Genomic DNA, 18,303 nt, shown 5'->3' with positions numbered 1-18,303 from the left:
CCTGCTAATATTAGCAGGCGCTTCTTTATACATATGACACTTTCACTTTGAGTCATTTTTAAACATTAAAATACTCGGTTCAAACCGTTAAGCGCAGCCACACGATACGCTTCTGCCATCGTTGGATAGTTAAAAGTCGTATTTACAAAATACTCAAGCGTATTGTTGCTTTTGCACTTCATCACTGCTTGACCAATATGAATAATCTCTGAAGCATGGTTGCCGTAGCAATGAATGCCTAAAATTTCTAACGTATCACGATGGAACAATATCTTTAATACGCCCGAGCGTTCACCAATGATTTGGGCACGTGCCAGATGTTTGAAGAACGCTTGACCCACTTCATACGGAACTTTCTCATCCGTTAGCTCCTGCTCTGTTTTACCGATACAAGAGATTTCAGGAATGGTATAGATACCAGTTGGGACACTAGATACTGGCTCGGCATCACTATCACCGACCATAAAGGCAGCAGCACAGCGACCTTGATCATAGGCAGCAGAGGCTAATGATGGCCAACCGATGACATCACCAGCAGCATAAATATTGTCGACGTCCGTACAGTAAGTATCATCTACTTTTAACTGACCACGGCTATTTGCTTTTAGCCCAATGGCTTCTAAGTTTAAGCCTTCTGTGTTACCTGAGCGACCATTTGACCAAAGAATGGCATCAGATTTGATGCGCTTGCCGCTCTTTAAGTGCAAGACCACATAATCATCATGAGTCTCGAGATGATCAATCTCTTCATTACTACGGATAAGCACACCGAACTGTCTAAAGTCATGCGCGATCGCATCGCTGATTTCGCTATCCAAATAGTTCAGTAGCTGATCTTGGTTGTTAATAAGATCAACCTTATAACCAAGTCCTGTAAAAATAGAAGCATACTCACAGCCAATCACCCCTGCACCATAGATGATGATTTTTTTGACGACATAATCCATTTGCAAGATTTTGTCAGAGTCAAAAACGCGTGGATGTTTAAAGTCTAAAATATCAGGACGGTAAGGACGACTACCGACAGTAATGATGGCTTTATTGAAAGTAATAGTTTCGTAGATATTGTCGTCGACTTCAATGCGCAGCGTATGAGCGTCAATAAAACTTGCCCAACCTTGAATAACTTCGATACGGTTGCGCTCATAAAAACGGGTATGCGTACTGACTTGACGACGGATTACTTGACGCGCCTTAGCCAATACTTCATTTAGCGGAACTTGCTTATACTCCATCGCTTTGGTAAACATCGGGTCGCGACGGAAGTTAATCAAGTTAAATACTGATTGGCGCAATGCTTTACTAGGAATTGTACCGACGTGAGTAGAGTTACCTCCTACTTGATCACGCGGATCGACGACGACCACTCTTTTACCAGACTTGGTCAGCTTCATGGCAGCGGCTTCACCAGCAGGACCTGCACCTAAAACCACCGCATCATACTCATACTCGTGATCGTCACTTTTTAGTCGACGAGAATCTTTGGTAAATCCAGATTTGATATCAATACGAGTGTCATCAAGCGGGTTGATGAGATCAGGGTAATGCATGATATCTTCAGTGACCTGCTCATGAGTCTGCTCGATTTTCTGTTTTGTGTCTTTACCTTCAGTATGCTCAGGATTGGGCGAACGACCATTAGTTTTATTCGATACTTCAGTATGGACGTCTTTACCAGTATCATTGGTTGCGTCACTTATATTTTTACTTACCATCATGTCCTCTTTATGTATTGTTTGCTCTATTAATATCTATGTGCACGAGTTAATATTTTTAATATCCAAGCAGCTTAGTAAAGTTGTACTGACCATAAGGTATGAATAGACTTTTTACAAACTTGATGACGATTACATATTATAAAATTAATAGTCCATTACCCAATGCGGCGTTTAAGACCTGTCATCTGTAATATACGCGTGGCGATTTCTTCAACAGACATCTCTGATACATCCAAACTTGGGATACCATGCGTGATATAAATTCCCTGTATCGCGCGCTGTTCTTGCTGGCATTGCTGATAACTTGAGTAACGACTGCCCGCACGGCGCTCTTGGCGTATTTTTACCAAGCGATCGGTATCAATGAGCAAACCAAACAGTTTGTCTTTATGGTCACGCAGCGCTTTTGGTAGTTGATTGTCGTACAAATCATCTTCGGTCAGAGGATAGTTAGCGGCGCGAATACCGAATTGTAATGCTAAGTATAGAGAAGTCGGTGTCTTACCAGAGCGTGACACACCCACCAAAATAATATCTGCTGCATTATAATGACGAGTACGTGCGCCATCATCATTGTCTAAGGCGAAATGGACTGCATCGATACGCTCTTTATATGTCTCAGAGTCGACATCATCATGCGCATGACCTGAATGACCATCTGGCTCTACGCCAGTCTCTTCTGCAACGCGGCCAATCAACCCTTCGTACATATCCAAATTACAGCTGTGTGCTGAATTGATTTTTTCACGAATCTCTGGATTGACGATCGTATCAAACACCAACGGCAACGACCCATCACGTTGATACGCCATGTTTATCTGCTCTACGGCATCATCGGCACGCTCTAAGCTATCGACGTATGGCAACACTCTTGTCTCAAAAGGGACCGAGGCAAACTGACTCAAAATAGCGCGTCCGAGGGTCTCAGCCGTAATTGCGGTGCCATCTGAGATAAAAAATGCCGTTCTGATGGCTTGTGAGCTGTCCAAGTTTAGCGCATGACGATTTTGGATAGTGGACTTGACTTGTTCAGATGGATTGCTTGAGTACATAACGTTGACACCTCGGTTGAAAGCTCAATAATGATCTTCATTTCATTTTTAGTATTGATCTAATAGCAATTATCTAACTTTGGCTGCCTTATCTCTTGTAAATGCAGAACGATGGCAGCGCTGCTATTGCATATTTATATAGCCATATGCATCACTTATCTATCCGCTACATTATACGCATATTAGCTTGTTAATAGAAATTAATGTTACAGGCGTACACTTAGCACCAACATTGTTTTTCATCTTGTCGTCATAACCAATCCACCTCTCATCAAGGCATTTTTTATAGCATTTCCTATATATAAACATAAGATTGAAACATAAATTATAAAAATACTCTAAATATGGCTTATTTGAATACGTCTATTTTATGCAGTAATTGGCTTTTGAAAGCGCATAACATCGTCACTAGCAATGATATTTTTCATCTGAGTAAATACGAAACTTGATTAGACTGGCCTTACTCTGTGTAGCAAATCCTACAATTTGTGTATTTTTAACAAGTTTTTTGGTAAAACCCCTCGAATTCCTCCTAATATGGCGGTATAATTCACCGTTATAATCTTTACTAAATAACCTTATTTTCTGGAGTTATCATGGCAGCGCAATCTACAGCACTTGTAATCAATCTTGATCAGCTAGGAAAAGACGACATCGAAATGGTTGGTGGCAAGAATGCCTCACTTGGCGAGATGATCAGCCATCTTTCTGATTTAGGCGTTAGTGTTCCAGGCGGCTTTGCCACCACATCAAACGCATTCAATCGCTTTTTGACAGAAACAGGCTTATTAGAAAAAATCAACAACGAGCTAAACACATTGGATGTCAATGATGTTAATAAGCTTGCGGCGACTGGTAAAAAGATCCGTACTTGGATTATTGAGCAAGAATTGCCAAAAGATCTTGAGCAAGAAGTACGTCAAGCGTTCGAAACCATGAGCGGCGGCGAAGACATCGCTGTTGCTGTACGCTCTTCTGCGACTGCTGAAGATTTGCCAGATGCGTCATTTGCTGGTCAACAAGAAACCTTCTTGAACATTCGCGGTATTGATAACGTCCTAATTGCTATTAAAGAAGTATTTGCCTCGCTATATAACGACCGTGCAATCTCTTACCGTGTACACAAAGGTTTTGAGCACGAAGGTGTGGCATTGTCCGCTGCCGTACAGCGTATGGTGCGCTCAGAGACTGGTGCTGCTGGTGTTATGTTCACGCTGGATACCGAAAGCGGTTTTGATCAAGTCGTGTTCATCACGTCAAGCTATGGTCTTGGCGAAATGGTTGTACAAGGTGCGGTCAACCCAGACGAATTCTACATCTCAAAACGTCTGCTCGCTGATGGTAAGCCTGCCGTTATTCGTCGTAACCTAGGCAGCAAACACAAGAAAATGGTTTATGGTGATGAAGGCAGCACCGCAAAATCAGTGAAAACGGTCGATGTTGAAAAACAAGATCGCATGCAGTTCTCTTTGACTACCGAAGAGCTAACCTCTCTTGCCAAGCAAGCAGTAACCATCGAGCAGCATTATGGCCACGCGATGGATATCGAATGGGCAAAAGACGGTGACAGCGGTGAAATCTTTATCGTTCAAGCACGTCCTGAAACCGTTAAGAGTCGCCAAGACAGCAATGTCATGGAGCGTTATGTCATCGACACGACTGGGGCAAAAGTATTGTGTGAAGGTCGTTCAATCGGTCAGCGCATCGGTTCGGGTAAAGTCCGTATCGTTACTCACCTAAACGAGATGGACAAAGTAGAAGAAGGCGATGTTCTGGTATCAGACATGACTGATCCAGATTGGGAACCAATCATGAAGCGCGCTTCTGCCATCATCACCAACCGTGGTGGTCGTACGTGTCACGCAGCCATTATCGCGCGTGAGTTAGGTGTGCCAGCCATCGTTGGTTGTGGTAACGCCACTGAACTGCTAGTCGATGGTCAAGACGTGACTGCGTCTTGTGCTGAAGGCGACACTGGTTTTATTTATGAAGGCCAGATTGACTTTGAAGTACAGACCAACTCGGTTGAGTCTATGCCAGAGCTTGCATTCAAAGTCATGATGAACGTTGGTAACCCAGATCGCGCCTTCTCATTCACCCAGATGCCAAACGAAGGTATTGGTCTTGCGCGTTTAGAGTTTATTATCAACCGTATGATCGGTGTGCATCCAAAAGCACTGCTAAACATGAACAGCTTGCCACGTGAGATCTCACAAGCCATTCAAGAGCGTATCGCAGGCTATGCCTCACCTGTTGACTTTTATGTTGATAAATTGGTTGAAGGTATCTCAACCCTAGCCGTTGCCTTTATGGATCAGCCAGTTATTGTTCGTATGTCAGATTTCAAATCAAACGAATATGCTAACTTGCTTGGTGGTAAGCTGTACGAGCCATCAGAAGAGAACCCAATGCTTGGTTTCCGCGGCGCTAGCCGTTATGTCTCTGACAACTTCCGTGACTGTTTTGAGCTTGAGTGTAAAGCGCTAAAACGTGTTCGTGATGAGATGGGCTTAACCAACGTTGAGATTATGATTCCATTCGTCCGCACCACTGGCGAAGCGGCGCAAGTAATCGAGTTACTTGAGAAAAATGGTCTAAAACGCGGTGAAAATGGTCTACGCATCATCATGATGTGTGAGCTACCAACCAACGCGCTATTAGCAGAAGAGTTCCTAGAGTACTTCGATGGTTTCTCAATCGGCTCTAACGATTTGACTCAGTTAACGCTTGGTCTTGATCGTGACTCAGGTATCGTCTCACATCTATTTGATGAGCGTGACACTGCTGTTAAGAAATTGCTCACTATGGCTATCGACGCTTGCCGTAAGCAAAACAAATATGTCGGCATCTGTGGTCAGGGCCCATCAGACCATCCAGATCTAGCGTTCTGGTTAATGGAACAAGGTATCAGCTCGGTATCATTGAACCCTGATTCGGTGCTAGATACTTGGTTCTTCCTAGCTGGCGAAGAAAAGTAGACCGTTACGTTCAGTCGCAGCGGTAACTCACACAGTCATTAAAGATACCACTATTAGGGTCTATTTGATTTTTTCAAATAGACCCTAATATAATGTCTTAAGACATGACTAACTATGCAGGCAATTATGCAGATTTTCCTTGCTCGAAATAACGTACAAGCTGGTCCATACAATCTGGAGCAGCTTAATATCATGCTGGCATCAGGCGAAGTATTGCTTGATGATTTAATTTGGCATGAAGGCTTAGATCAGTGGCAGCGCGTAGGAAATGTGACCAATAATCAAACGGTTTATCGACCGACTGGTGCTACTACTCCTGATGCGAATGATTCTATTATCAATAATGTAACCGTCTTCCCTGAAGATACCAGCAATACTAAAGATAATAATTCAATATCATTAGATAGACTATATGGCAAGCCTGAACGTTCTAAAAATGTGAAGGCCAATATGACGACCAATCGCCATCAAACGCCGCACAACAATGTCTCATTAAACAAAACTGCTCTCAAAAAGACGGTCGCAGACAATGATAAAGTCATTGGTGATGTGGTACTTGCGCCGATTATGTCACGCATATTGGCAACCGCGCTCAACGGCCTGCTTTACGTATTGGCCATATTGCCATTAGTAATGGCACTGACCAAAATGGATGTAGACTATACCAAGTTTCAAAACATCCAAGATATGGACGCTGCCTATCAATATTCAATGTCGTTGATGGAAAGCATTCCAAGCAGTACGCTCATGATGTCGCAAGTCATGGTTTTTGGCTTGTTCGCCTTGCAATTGCTTTTTATTATCATGCGTGGGCAGTCACTAGGCAAACTGATTACTGGTATTCGGGTTGTGGATCAGACCACACATCGTCTACCCTCGTTTATCAAGCTGGTCGGTACACGTACGTTACTGTTGTTTATTATCTATAATTTACTGTTTTCGTTTACTAGCTTTTTGGGTTTTGTGATTATTGCTATCCATTATTACATGGCATCAAAAAGCCCTGAAAATATCGGTTGGCATGACAAACTTGCCAAAACTTTAGTGGTCAAAGCAGACAGTAGCCAACTGGTAAAAAAGTCAAAATCTGAATAATATTTTATTCACCATATTGTTTCAGATAAAAACGCTGCGCAAGATCGCAGCATTTTTATTGAGTAACGCTTATTTTCCATCTTTTTATATCTTATTGGCAGCCGCTTGGTTATTACCCTTTGTGTTAAGCGCCAAGTGCTGTTATAATACGGCGCTTTATAAACTAAGCTTATTTCTTACTATATTTTTAAGAACGTGGGCTTACCTTATAAATCTCCTTGCTATTAACATAGGGTTAATAGCTACTAATCCGTAAGGAGTCATAATGCGACATTACGAACTGGTGTTACTTGTACACCCAGACCAAAGCGACCAAGTGGTCGGCATGGTTGAACGCTATATCAAGTTGGTTCAAGACAACGGTGGTACTATCCATCGCCTTGAAGATTGGGGCCGCCGTCAATTGGCTTATCCAATCAACAAGATTCACAAAGCTCACTACGTTCTTTTCAACATCGAAACTGACGGCGAGACTTTGGCTGAACTTGAAGAATTATTCCGCTATAACGACGCGATCATTCGTAGTCTAGTTATGCGCCGTGACGAAGCTATCACTGAAGAGTCGCAGTTAGCCAAGAATGCCGATGAAAAACGCGCACGCAAAGCAACTACTCGTCGTCCAGACAATCGTGAAAACGATAATGACGACAACGACAACAGTGAAGACTAATTAAAGGAGAATACTCATGGCACGTTTCTATCGCCGTCGCAAATTCTGCCGTTTCACTGCTGAAGGCATCACTCACATCGACTATAAAGATGTTGAATTGCTAAAACAGTACATTAGTGATAATGGCAAAATCGTACCAAGCCGTATTACCGGTACGTCTACTAAATATCAGCGTCAACTAGCGACTGCTATCAAGCAAGCTCGTTATTTATCGCTACTTCCATACACTGATAACCATCAAGGTTAACCGCTAACTAGGAATGACTCATGCAAATTATTTTGTTACAGCGTATCGTCAACCTTGGTAAACTCGGTGAAACTGTCGATGTAAAACCAGGTTACGGTCGTAACTTTCTTATCCCTCAAGGCAAAGCGCTACCTGCGACCAAAGCTAACATTGAAAAGTTCGAAGCACGTCGTGCTGAGCTTGAAGCTGAAGAAGCAAAAGAGATCGCTACTGCTCAAGAGCGTGCTGATGCACTAACTGACGTTAATGTTATCATGCGTGCGAAATCAGGTGACGAAGGCAAGCTATTCGGCTCTATCGGTACTCGCGATATCGCTGAAGCATTGACTAACTCAGGTCTAGAAGTAGACCGTGCTGAAATCAAGCTACCTGAAGGCACACTACGTCAAGTTGGCGAATACAATGTTGATATTCAGCTACACCATGACGTAACTGCTAGCATCTTAGTTACTATTCTTTCTGAAGATGGTAACAACGAAGATTCAGCTGACGAAGAAGAAGCTGACGAAGATTATTCTGAAGAGTAATCTTCTAGATAATTAGACTCAGTCTATAAAAAAGCCAGTAACCTTGTGTTGCTGGCTTTTTTTATGTCGATATTTTATACATGTGATCGTAATACTTTCGCATTACATCAGAGTTTTCTTGATGCCTTGTAAGTATCAATCGATTACTAAAAGCTGTATTCAATACTATTTTCAGCATGATATCTTGCAGTAACCATTTGCAACAACTCACTTAAAAATGCTATACCAACCAACAAGATACTGTCTATATAATTGTATTCATCATAACGAGTAGAAAGATTTTTCTATTTTTATACTATTCATTGATAGAGTACTTTAATATGACCAGCACTGATGAAATAAACACTGACGATAAACTACTTTGTATCAAAGGTAACGATTTCTATTCAGAGGGTGAGATCTATACGGTAGGTAGAATCGTAAATGACAAATACTTTCAGATACTGACCAGCGGCGATGATGATCACTGGTATGCAACGCTAGATGATAAAGGTATTTACGTAAGCTTCGATTCTACGATAGCTACTGACAATAAAGCTTTTTTTGATAAAATCGCTTGACCTCATTACTTATAGAACCATCTCATCATAAAATTATAATATCGATGGAATCAGCAATGTCTTCAAGGACTGCTCACTATCATGATCAGTCCTTTTTGGTTAAAAAGGTCGTTCCAAGCAATTTTATAAGCCACTCTTAGCGTCTGAAAGACGTCCTCATTACTGGCAGATTTTTATATAACCATTCAATAAACAGCCTCTCTTTGCCAAAGGTGTTTCCTAATAGCGCCTATTTACTATAAAATATGCCCCTTCAAAATTTCGTATCGTTATTGATGCCTGTTTGCGTGAATAATTCATTAAGATATAAACCATATTGAGACAGTGATGATTGTATTTTGGCTTGTGCTGACCATTCTTTTTATTATTTTCGCTACCGCAAAATTGAAGTGGCATCCTTTTTTAGTGTTGATTTTGTCCGCTTTTTTGGTCGCCCTTTTTTACCAAGTACCGCTCAATACGGTCGCAAAGACAATCTCTGATGGTTTCGGTGGGATTCTAGGCTACATCGGTCTTGTGATTGTGTTTGGTACGATTATTGGCTTAATCCTCGAAAAAACGGGTGCGGCTATTGTGATGGCAGAGTCAGTCATCAAAGTATTGGGGCCACGCTTCCCTACCTTGACCATGTCTATCGTTGGTGCAGTCGTGTCGGTGCCTGTATTTTGTGATTCTGGCTACATTATCTTGAACTCTCTAAAAGAGTCTTTGGCTGAGCGCTTACATGTATCAAGTGTCGCGATGAGTATTGCCTTGGCTACTGGCCTATACGCTACCCACACCTTTGTCCCGCCTACGCCAGGCCCAATCGCGGCGGCAGGTAATTTAGGACTAGAGTCAAACTTAGGCTTGGTTATCATGGTCGGTGTGGTTGTCACGGCTGTTGCCGTATTGGCCGGCTGGTGGTGGTCGAATCGCTTTCTTAATGCCACGCCTGATAATATCAATGCCACAGATGCTCAAGCAGCGACCCTACCTGAAGGCATAAAAACACGCGATGACTACAGCAAACTGCCTTCAGCAACAATGGCGTTTTTACCTATCATTGTGCCTATCATATTAATTTGTCTGTCGTCGGTTGCCAATTTCCCAAGTGCACCGTTCGGTAGTGGTACGCTAGCAGAGGTTTTGATATTCATCGGTAATCCACTGACTGCATTGTTGATTGGTTTGTTTTTATCGTTTTTATTGATTGATTCAGAGCAAAAAACGCAGCAAATCAGCGATAGTATCTCACAAGGTTTGGTAGTAGCAGCCCCTATCCTACTGATCACTGGTGCTGGTGGCGCATTTGGTGCCATGCTAAAAGTGACGCCAATTGGCGATTATCTAGGTTCAACGTTATCGGCCTTGGGTTTAGGTATTTTTATGCCATTTATCGTCTCTGCTGCGCTAAAAACAGCACAAGGCTCAACCACAGTGGCATTGGTCACAACCTCTGCTATGGTTGCCCCACTGTTGAACCAAATTGGCTTGGACAGTGAGCTTGGCCGTGTATTCTGTGTGATGGCAATTGGTGCCGGTGCCATGACGATCTCTCACGCCAATGATAGCTTCTTTTGGATCGTGAGTCAGTTTAGTCGCATGAGCGTGGCACAAGCGTACAAAGCGCACTCAATGGCCACTGGTATCCAAGGGGTGACTAGCATCGTATTTATCTGGTTGTTAACCCTAGTGTTTATCTAGTTCATGAGATTGGGTACGTATATATACGTTTATTTGATTATTGCTAAGTAAACGTTTTAAAACACGACACTGTTGCGATGATCGTGTCATTAAGATATTCAAAGAGAGCCGTATGAAAATTTTGATCGCCCCTGACTCGTTTAAAGAAAGCCTAGAAGCACTCGATGTTTGCCACGCCGTTCAATCTGGCTTTAGTCAAGTGTTTCCAGATGCTGATTACAAATTATTGCCGATGGCGGATGGCGGTGAAGGCACCTCAGCGGTATTGTCTTATGTCTTGGGTGGGCGCTGGAAAGAAGTCAGAGTGCATGATCCATTGATGAGACCAATCATCGCCAAGTATCTGTTATTGCCCAATGCGACGGCGGTTATTGAAGTGGCTCAAGCCTGCGGATTGCACCTACTAACAGCTGATGAGCGTAATCCTATCGTTGCTAGCACTTATGGCGTTGGGGAGCTGATTGCTGATGCTTTGGAGGAAGGGGCTAAACGCATCATCATCGGTCTGGGTGGTAGCGCAACCAATGATGCAGGCCTTGGCATGCTAATGGCGTTAGGCATAACATTTCATGATATCAATGACAGTCTGCTCACTCATGGTGGTGGCGCACTTGCCAGCTTACATAAACTCGATAATACTAACCTTCATACAAAGATATCAGACACAGTATTTGAGGTTGCTTGTGATGTGACCAATCCGCTCTGTGGTCTGCTTGGGGCCAGCGCTGTGTTTGGCCCACAAAAAGGCGCTTGTCCGGAGCAAGTCAATACCTTGGATAAAGCGCTCAGTCACTTTGCGACCATATGTGGACAGCATGGCTATGAAGACTGTCAACACGTTGCAGGCGCTGGCGCGGCAGGCGGTCTTGGCTATGCGATGATGACGTTCTTTAAAGCTCAGCTGAAGTCAGGCTTTGATACGGTTGCCGAAGTGGCTCACCTGTCACAGCATATCGCAGAGGCTGATCTTGTCATCACAGGTGAAGGCAAGCTCGATGCGCAAACCGCCATGGGTAAGGTCGCTGGTGGTATCAGCCAAATCGCTAAGGCCAGCCGCACACCTGTTATCGCTATCTGCGGCAGTGTTGACGGACTAAAACCTGCTCAGACCAGTCAGTTCAATGTTGTGATGCCAAGTATCCAAAAAGTAGATACGATCGATAATGTGTTGGGTTCTGCTTATAACAACATTGAAACGACTGCTGCTAATATCGCTGCAAGTATCAAACTTGGGCAGACTTTGAGATAGTCGCAATCTATCAATGAACCTTCTTCACTAAATGTACAGTTATTAAACCCTTTGTTAGCTGTACATTTATCACTCTCAACATATCTATAGCCATTTTTTTACTGCATTAATGACCGTATGCATTCTATTAGAAAGTGCCTGCTGTTGTCTGACTGCCAGATATAGCGTTTCGCTAACAGCAACTGGTAAATGATGACTGTTAATCAGCTCAGGCTTTGGATAAGCAGCCACCGCATGCGCCGGCAAGACAGTAAAACCTATTCCCCTGCTGACGGGCTCTAAAATTAGACCAATCTGATTAGAGAAGCCTTTTTTCTCAAAATCATTGATATGCTGGAATTGCTCGTAATTGGCAGTCAGTAGCATGCCTGCATGATGGGCACCATCCGGATGATCGATAAATCCAAGTGCCATAAGCTGCTCCCAGCTCGGCTCTACTGTAGTCGCAGGGGTTACGAGTATCAATGCTTCTTGCGCCATAGGCTTGCAGCTAATCGTTTCATCATCTGAGATGTCCGTCATAAAACCAATATCGATCTCGTGATTTGCCAATGCCTGCTCAATATCAGCATTGGGGGCAAAGCGATAATCAATCACTAGCTTTGGGTGCTGTTGCTGTAAGGTCAAAAGCTGCGGGTATAGCTTAAGTCCCACACTACCCGGTGACATCAACCGTACTAGCCCTTCGTAAGGCGGATCTTCACTGATGCGCTGCTCTAAATTTGATAATCGCTGCAATATCTCGCCTGCTTCTTTATAAAGCTGCTCACCTGCATTGGTCAATGAGAACTGCTTTCCTTGTCGAATTAACAAATCTGTGTCCAGCTGCTCTTCTAGCTTACGTATATGTTGGCTCACACCGGACTGTGTCATATATAGACGTTCAGCCGTGCGAGTAAAGTGCCCAACTTCGGCAAGCGTACAAAAAGTGCGTAGCCATGTGACATTAATCATTACGTTTCATACTTATTTTTATAATATTTGATAATTTTACATAATGACAGTGCGTTTGTATACTGGCCTCACGTCAAACAAGAGTACAGCAAACAGGAGCACAAGCTATGAACAACGTTTATCCCAGAAGCTTTTCGCACATCGGTCTGTCAGTCCCTGACTTAGATGCTGCTGTAAAATTTTATACTGAAGTGCTGGGTTGGTACACCATCATGGAGCCTACTGAGATTATTGAAGATGACAGCCCGATTGGTAAGATGTGCACTGAAGTATTCGGTGCTGGTTGGGGCCGCTTTCGGATCGCTCACCTCTCCACTGGTGACCGTATCGGTGTTGAGATTTTTGAATTTAAAAATCAGGAAAACCCTGAAAATAACTTTGAATACTGGAAAACAGGTATTTTTCACTTCTGCGTCCAAGACCCAAACGTTGAAGCGCTGGCTGAGCGTATGGTTGCCGCAGGTGGCAAAAAACGTATGGAAAAACCACGCTACTACTACCCTGGCGAAAAGCCATATCGCATGATCTATATGGAAGACCCGTTCGGTAACATCGTCGAGATATATAGCCATAGCTACGAGCTTATCTATAGCGAAGGCGCATACTAGGTTCAGTATAAATACAGCTTAGTATGAATTTAGCTTATATTTAACTGAAAAACCAATAGCGTACTCCTCACCTGAGTGCGCTATTTTTTTATGCGCTTTCTATGTGCTCCATCTATTGTATAGAATATGAGCCATGCTACTATTTAGTCAGCTATATATAAAACTATAAACCAACCCATTATCAAGGATGATAAATGACTCAATTAGGCACCACTCTAGATAGAGATGACCTTCTGTATGTTTTATAAGCAGCTGGATATGAGTGTCGAAGACGCTTATGACTATGCCAGTGAGGTCATGACTTGCAATATGGTGGCAGACGATGTGGGTGAAGGGATTGATGCTTTTATTGAGAAACGCCAAGCGGTATGGAAAGAATGCTAATTCCTATAATAATCATTGTATTGCTTCGCTGACGTTATACGGCGCGTGCTTGGATTAAAAAGCTAGCATATTCCTTTTCAATAATCGAGTTGGCTTATTGCTACGCATAGAAAAGGCCATGATATCGCTATCATGGCCTTCTTTATTTCTATTTAATACATATACTACAAGTACTACGAGCCGCTTATTACTCAGCAGCGATGGCAATCATCTCAACCAATAGCTCAGGGCGTGCCAATGCTGATTCGCCGCAAGCACGCGCTGGTGGCTGTATGCCTTCAAACCACTTGTCATAGACTTCATTCATAGCAGCAAAATCCGCCATATCTTTGATCCAAACGGTGACTGATAGTAGCTTTGATTTGTCGCTGCCCACTTCTTCTAATAGCGTTTGGATTTTTTCCAAACACGTCAACGTTTGCGCTTTGATATCGTCTTCTGCATTACCGACCTGACCACACAAATAGATCGTCTGGTTATGGATTACCGTTTTGCTCATGCGCTGATTGCTATGTAGCTTCTTAATCATGTCTATACCTTTTTATTAATTTGAATCTGTGTTTAGTCAGTCAAGTCGCGCTTAGTTAGAAAAACGCTGGGCACTAAATGGTGCAAGATCGACCAATGCAGGCTTATTATGAATCATCTCTTCAACCAGACGCCCTGTCATTGGTCCCAAAGTGAAGCCTTGATGGCTGTGACCAAATGCGAACCAGAGGTTGTCATGCTTATCAGCAGGACCGATGACGGGCTTCATGTCAGGCATACAAGGACGCGATCCTGCCCATGCTTCACTCTCAACCGCATCTTCTAATGGCAAAATTTTTCTTGCAAGCTTCAATACCGTTTGTAATTGACCAAAATTCTTTGGCGCATTCATGGTAGTCATCTCAGCACCCGTAGTGATACGGATACCCTGCTGCATTGGCCCCATGACAAAGCCTTTGTCCATATCAAACATACTGTGATGGATTGTGTTCTTGTCTGTCACTTTGAAATGCTGATGATAGCCGCGCATTGGGAACAATGGCAGATTGTAACCAAGTGGTCTGATCAAATCATTTGACCAAGGACCTGCTGCGATGACCAATTTATCACTATAATAGGTATCTTTATCAGTGGTGATTTTCCAGCCATCCGCCTCTTTGACGATTTCTTTGACGTCATTTTCTTTGATCGTACCTTGCATGTCTTGGAAGTTTTTTGCGTAGGCTTTTACCAGCGAGCTTGGGTTTGATACCTGCCATGAATTCAACCAATGAATAGCACCAACGAAACCGTCAAAATTGGCGCGGGGCTCCATTGCTTTTAGCTCTTCAAGGTTCAATACATTGTGCTCAACCCCTTGATTACGTGCATCAATGGCGGATGCTTGCGCTTCTTTGAAAGTCTCTTCTGAGCGATGTAATTGTAGCCAACCATCACGAGTAATGAGCTCATCAGCACCAGAGGCGCTAATCATGGTTTGGTGCTCACTGGTACAATGCTCAATCAAGGTCTGCCACTCAGATTCGATTTTTTTGACTGACGCAGGCGTTGAGTATTTCCAGTACTGTAGCAGCGCTTGGTGATAACGCAGAATTGCCGGTATGCGATAACGAATATCAGTACCTTGGTTAGGTAATACTCGGATCATCTCTGTCAGCTGACGAGGAAAAGGATGCGTATGAATGGCTTCGCGCTGAATCAAGCCGGCATTACCATATGAGGTCTCTGACCCTGGCAATTTTTTGTCTAAGAGTAATACGTTTGAGTTATTTTTTTGTAGATGCCACGCGATTGACGTGCCAACCATACCTGCACCGATAACGATCACTTCGTAGCGCATAACCTATCCTTTTCTTAGGGTGTTAATACAGAGTATCAAATATAAAGGTCTTACCAAATTAGGTGGTCATAGTAACGCATTGGGATAAATTTTAAACCCTTATTTGAAAAATATTTTTGCTATTAAATACTTTTGGCTATACATTTATTTGTAGGTCATTTTCAAAAGGAATAGTTGGCGTATGAAGCCATTATTGGACGACCAAAATCCGCAAAATACACACTAAAACCCAGTATGATAGATACCATCAATATCCTCAAAAAATCACCACCATATTGGGTCATCATTTTTCTTGATAGGCGATTTTACCGTCTCTACTGTTACCTCGTCAGCCGATAGTTCCGCAATAAAGCGTGAGGCCATATCAAAGTATCCAGAGTAACTAGAGAAGTAATTCGGCGCGGTCAAATACAGCTGCGTCTTCGCACGACTACAGGCCACATAAAACAGCTTACGCTCTTCTTCTAATGCTTCAAAGTCGTCCAATGAGCGATGATGCGGCGTGATGCCATCGACCAATGAATTGACGAACACCACTGGCCACTCAAGCCCTTTTGCGCTATGAATGGTTGAGATCGTGACTTTATCATTACTTTGTCCATCGTCAGAGCTTTCCATGACCGCGACTGAGTCATTGGGCGGATCGAGCGCAAGATTTTCTAAAAAGCTATCGAGGCTCGTGTGCTCTGTCGCTAAATTCTTTAGCACCCGAAAGTCCTCGCTACGCTCACGCCAGTTGTCTTCTATCAACTTTAACACAGGGATATAAAACTCAAGAATATGCTCAATGGCTGTCTCAACCGTTTCTGCTTGCTGGGCCTTGGTAAGCGTGTGGTATAGAGGCTTTAGCTGATCGCTTTTTTTGGCAAACGATGCTGCCAGTAGCGACTCAAACGCATTATTGTCAGCGGTGATGGCTTGGGTTAAGCGCGTCGCCGTGACTGCTCCTACCCCTTTAAACAAAGTTAAAATACGATGCCAAGCAATCGTATCGTTCGGGTTATAGAGAACTTTGACAAAAGCCAACACGTCTTTGATATGGCGTCTTTCAATAAACTTGATACCGCCCACCACGATGAAGGGAATATTGCGCGCCATAAATTCTAGCTGTACATAATTGGACTGAAAAGACGTGCGGCACAATACCGCAAAGTCGTTATAATCATACTCAGGCTTTAGCGCGACTATCTTATCAGTGATATAACTCGCTTCTTTTGTCTCATCGCTGAGTCGTCGAAATATTGGCTTGTCGCCTGCTATTGGCGCATCAGAATACAGCTGCTTTTGATAGCCTAGCGTGATTTGCGCTGACAACGCGTTGATATAGTTTAGTACCGAAGGTGTACTGCGATAATTTTGCTCAAGCTTGATAAGTTTGGCATTGGGATACGTCTCACCAAATAGCAAAATATTTTCGTAATTAGCACCGCGAAAGGCATAGATGCTTTGATTGTCATCGCCAACGACCATTAGTGACACCGAATCAGGCTCACATATTAAGTCAATTAGCTGCTTTTGCGGAATATTGGTGTCTTGATATTCATCAACCATGACATAACGATATGTGTTTTGAAGTCGCTGCCTAAAGGTGTCGTTGGTTTTTAGATGACGTACCACTTGACTGATAATGTCGTCAAAATCGTATAAGTGATTGGCGCGCTTATACTCATGAAAATCAATTGCTAATTGCTCGATGATAGGAATATGTACGGCGATATCAGGATAGCTACTTTCTATTAGGTCGCGAATAGGAATGCGTCTGTTTCTAGAGGTTGAAATGATATTTTGCAATGTTTTTTTGCGCGGAAAGGCTTGGGTTTTGGTTTGGGTAGGATACTTTTTTTCTTTATGTACCAAGTCGATAGCATCCTCGCTATCGCCAGTATCTAAAATCGTAAATCGTGGATTGATACCGAGCAGACCAGAGTATTGACGCAGCAGCATATTGCAAAATGAGTGAAAGGTGCCACTGGTGATATTATTTAATGCCTTGTCAGTTGGGAGCTTATCTTCAGCCAATGCATCATCAGATAGCTCTTGATTTGAAAGACTACTTGCCAGCAAAGATTTAGCGCGATCTTTGATTTCATTTGCCGCTTTACGAGTAAAGGTTAGTAGCAAAATCTCTTTAGGTGACACGCCGTTTTCGAGCAAATAGCTGGTGCGATAGGTCAAAGTCTTGGTTTTGCCCGATCCTGCACCCGCAATCACCAACACTTTACCTTCGATAGTGGTGGCAGCCATGAGCTGATCGGGATTGAGCTCACTGGCATAGTCGACCTTCAATCCCAAATGACTATCCAACCTTTGCGTCAACAGCTTCGTATTTGCTTGATCATTAGCGTCAATGAGGTTTGTCTCGAGCTTTTTGATGGCCTGCTCAAGTCGAGCAAGTTTGGGCTTCATCTCAAGAAAATTCTGTGGATATTTATAGCGGCGTGTATCAAAAATCGAGGTTGTCATTATCGGATATTGCCTTACATTTTGTTTTGGAGCGAGCTGATTGTTTGAAAAAATTAAACCAGCCAGCAAATTTCACTGACTGTTTGTGAGCTGATGCCACTATTTATCTATGATAACGTACTATAGCAAAAAATACTGAATACCAAATCGAACACCGCTTGTCTAAATAAGAAGCAACCCATTGTATTCACTTTTCAGCGTTTAACCTATCTGAGCCTTAGTACAAACACACCTGCCACCGCTGAGTAAAAACCTTAGCATATAAAGTAACAACCTCACCCCTA

16 protein-coding genes are annotated in these 18,303 nt (G+C 43.0%); 10 read left to right on the top strand and 6 right to left on the bottom strand.

The features are described from left to right. Positions 1–65: 65 nt before the first annotated feature. Together sthA and ppsR are read right to left on the bottom strand one after the other, a co-directional pair. A complete protein-coding gene (gene sthA, locus AOT82_RS00455) occupies positions 66–1,715 on the bottom strand; it encodes a Si-specific NAD(P)(+) transhydrogenase (protein WP_071001322.1) in 1,650 nt (549 codons plus the stop codon). A gap of 158 nt (positions 1,716–1,873) precedes the next feature. Next, on the bottom strand, positions 1,874–2,770 hold the full coding sequence (gene ppsR / locus AOT82_RS00450) for a posphoenolpyruvate synthetase regulatory kinase/phosphorylase PpsR (protein WP_071001320.1): 897 nt from the start codon (positions 2,768–2,770) through the stop codon (positions 1,874–1,876). A 596-nt stretch (positions 2,771–3,366) separates the two neighbouring features. Here ppsR and ppsA point away from each other — a divergent pair. The 8 genes from ppsA to AOT82_RS00410 all read left to right on the top strand — a co-directional run bounded on the left by ppsA (position 3,367) and on the right by AOT82_RS00410 (position 11,782). Then, positions 3,367–5,748 carry a phosphoenolpyruvate synthase gene (gene ppsA, locus AOT82_RS00445; RefSeq protein ID WP_071001319.1) on the top strand — a complete coding sequence of 794 codons (2,382 nt, stop codon included), beginning with the start codon at positions 3,367–3,369 and terminating at the stop codon, positions 5,746–5,748. Between the two features lie 126 nt (positions 5,749–5,874). Then, a complete protein-coding gene (locus tag AOT82_RS00440; protein ID WP_442965723.1) occupies positions 5,875–6,843 on the top strand; it encodes an RDD family protein in 969 nt (322 codons plus the stop codon). A gap of 265 nt (positions 6,844–7,108) precedes the next feature. Continuing rightward, positions 7,109–7,513, top strand: coding sequence for a 30S ribosomal protein S6 (gene rpsF, locus AOT82_RS00435; protein WP_071001316.1), 405 nt, complete (start codon positions 7,109–7,111; stop codon positions 7,511–7,513). A 16-nt stretch (positions 7,514–7,529) separates the two neighbouring features. Then, a complete protein-coding gene (gene rpsR, locus AOT82_RS00430; RefSeq protein ID WP_010198808.1) occupies positions 7,530–7,760 on the top strand; it encodes a 30S ribosomal protein S18 in 231 nt (76 codons plus the stop codon). 20 nt (positions 7,761–7,780) lie between these two features. Next, the gene (gene rplI, locus AOT82_RS00425) at positions 7,781–8,287 is read left to right on the top strand and encodes a 50S ribosomal protein L9 (protein ID WP_071001315.1); all 507 of its coding nucleotides are present in this window, start codon (positions 7,781–7,783) and stop codon (positions 8,285–8,287) included. A 320-nt stretch (positions 8,288–8,607) separates the two neighbouring features. Further along, a complete protein-coding gene (locus tag AOT82_RS00420) occupies positions 8,608–8,847 on the top strand; it encodes a hypothetical protein (protein ID WP_071001314.1) in 240 nt (79 codons plus the stop codon). 327 nt (positions 8,848–9,174) lie between these two features. Then, positions 9,175–10,533, top strand: a complete 1,359-nt coding sequence (locus tag AOT82_RS00415; protein WP_093070987.1) for a GntP family permease — start codon at positions 9,175–9,177, stop codon at positions 10,531–10,533. Between the two features lie 112 nt (positions 10,534–10,645). Next, complete coding sequence (locus AOT82_RS00410) at positions 10,646–11,782, top strand: glycerate kinase (protein ID WP_071001312.1); 1,137 nt, start codon at positions 10,646–10,648, stop codon at positions 11,780–11,782. A gap of 84 nt (positions 11,783–11,866) precedes the next feature. On the opposite strand, the gene AOT82_RS00405 is transcribed toward AOT82_RS00410, so the two are convergent. After that, positions 11,867–12,736: a LysR family transcriptional regulator gene (locus tag AOT82_RS00405; protein WP_071001311.1), complete on the bottom strand. Its 870-nt coding sequence runs from the start codon at positions 12,734–12,736 to the stop codon at positions 11,867–11,869. Positions 12,737–12,843: 107 nt separating this feature from the next. Here AOT82_RS00405 and AOT82_RS00400 point away from each other — a divergent pair, with 107 nt between their 5' ends. Next, a complete protein-coding gene (locus AOT82_RS00400; RefSeq protein WP_071001310.1) occupies positions 12,844–13,344 on the top strand; it encodes a lactoylglutathione lyase family protein in 501 nt (166 codons plus the stop codon). Positions 13,345–13,602: 258 nt separating this feature from the next. Beyond that, the gene (locus AOT82_RS14230; RefSeq protein ID WP_257785220.1) at positions 13,603–13,728 is read left to right on the top strand and encodes a hypothetical protein; all 126 of its coding nucleotides are present in this window, start codon (positions 13,603–13,605) and stop codon (positions 13,726–13,728) included. Between the two features lie 187 nt (positions 13,729–13,915). On the opposite strand, the gene AOT82_RS00395 is transcribed toward AOT82_RS14230, so the two are convergent. From AOT82_RS00395 to AOT82_RS00385, 3 genes are all read right to left on the bottom strand, one after another. Next, complete coding sequence (locus AOT82_RS00395) at positions 13,916–14,254, bottom strand: RidA family protein (protein ID WP_071003571.1); 339 nt, start codon at positions 14,252–14,254, stop codon at positions 13,916–13,918. A 54-nt stretch (positions 14,255–14,308) separates the two neighbouring features. Next, positions 14,309–15,556: an NAD(P)/FAD-dependent oxidoreductase gene (locus AOT82_RS00390; protein ID WP_071001309.1), complete on the bottom strand. Its 1,248-nt coding sequence runs from the start codon at positions 15,554–15,556 to the stop codon at positions 14,309–14,311. A gap of 264 nt (positions 15,557–15,820) precedes the next feature. After that, a complete protein-coding gene (locus AOT82_RS00385) occupies positions 15,821–18,019 on the bottom strand; it encodes an ATP-dependent helicase (RefSeq protein WP_071001308.1) in 2,199 nt (732 codons plus the stop codon). Between the last annotated feature and the right edge of the window lie 284 nt (positions 18,020–18,303).

Source organism: Psychrobacter sp. AntiMn-1 (assembly GCF_001854065.1).
GTDB classification, from domain to species: Bacteria; Pseudomonadota; Gammaproteobacteria; order Pseudomonadales; family Moraxellaceae; genus Psychrobacter; species Psychrobacter pacificensis.
Note: the sequence above shows the minus strand (reverse complement) of the source record. Positions and strands in the feature narration are given on the sequence as shown.

Bases quoted from the DNA above. Each gene is read 5' to 3' on its own strand.
- sthA (WP_071001322.1), bottom strand. From the start codon at position 1,715: ATGGTAAGTAAAAATATAAGTGACGCAACCAATGATACTGGTAAAGAC.
- ppsR (WP_071001320.1), bottom strand. From the start codon at position 2,770: ATGTACTCAAGCAATCCATCTGAACAAGTCAAGTCCACTATCCAAAAT.
- ppsA (WP_071001319.1), top strand. From the start codon at position 3,367: ATGGCAGCGCAATCTACAGCACTTGTAATCAATCTTGATCAGCTAGGA.
- AOT82_RS00440 (WP_442965723.1), top strand. From the start codon at position 5,875: ATGCAGATTTTCCTTGCTCGAAATAACGTACAAGCTGGTCCATACAAT.
- rpsF (WP_071001316.1), top strand. From the start codon at position 7,109: ATGCGACATTACGAACTGGTGTTACTTGTACACCCAGACCAAAGCGAC.
- rpsR (WP_010198808.1), top strand. From the start codon at position 7,530: ATGGCACGTTTCTATCGCCGTCGCAAATTCTGCCGTTTCACTGCTGAA.
- rplI (WP_071001315.1), top strand. From the start codon at position 7,781: ATGCAAATTATTTTGTTACAGCGTATCGTCAACCTTGGTAAACTCGGT.
- AOT82_RS00420 (WP_071001314.1), top strand. From the start codon at position 8,608: ATGACCAGCACTGATGAAATAAACACTGACGATAAACTACTTTGTATC.
- AOT82_RS00415 (WP_093070987.1), top strand. From the start codon at position 9,175: ATGATTGTATTTTGGCTTGTGCTGACCATTCTTTTTATTATTTTCGCT.
- AOT82_RS00410 (WP_071001312.1), top strand. From the start codon at position 10,646: ATGAAAATTTTGATCGCCCCTGACTCGTTTAAAGAAAGCCTAGAAGCA.
- AOT82_RS00405 (WP_071001311.1), bottom strand. From the start codon at position 12,736: ATGATTAATGTCACATGGCTACGCACTTTTTGTACGCTTGCCGAAGTT.
- AOT82_RS00400 (WP_071001310.1), top strand. From the start codon at position 12,844: ATGAACAACGTTTATCCCAGAAGCTTTTCGCACATCGGTCTGTCAGTC.
- AOT82_RS14230 (WP_257785220.1), top strand. From the start codon at position 13,603: ATGAGTGTCGAAGACGCTTATGACTATGCCAGTGAGGTCATGACTTGC.
- AOT82_RS00390 (WP_071001309.1), bottom strand. From the start codon at position 15,556: ATGCGCTACGAAGTGATCGTTATCGGTGCAGGTATGGTTGGCACGTCA.
- AOT82_RS00385 (WP_071001308.1), bottom strand. From the start codon at position 18,019: ATGACAACCTCGATTTTTGATACACGCCGCTATAAATATCCACAGAAT.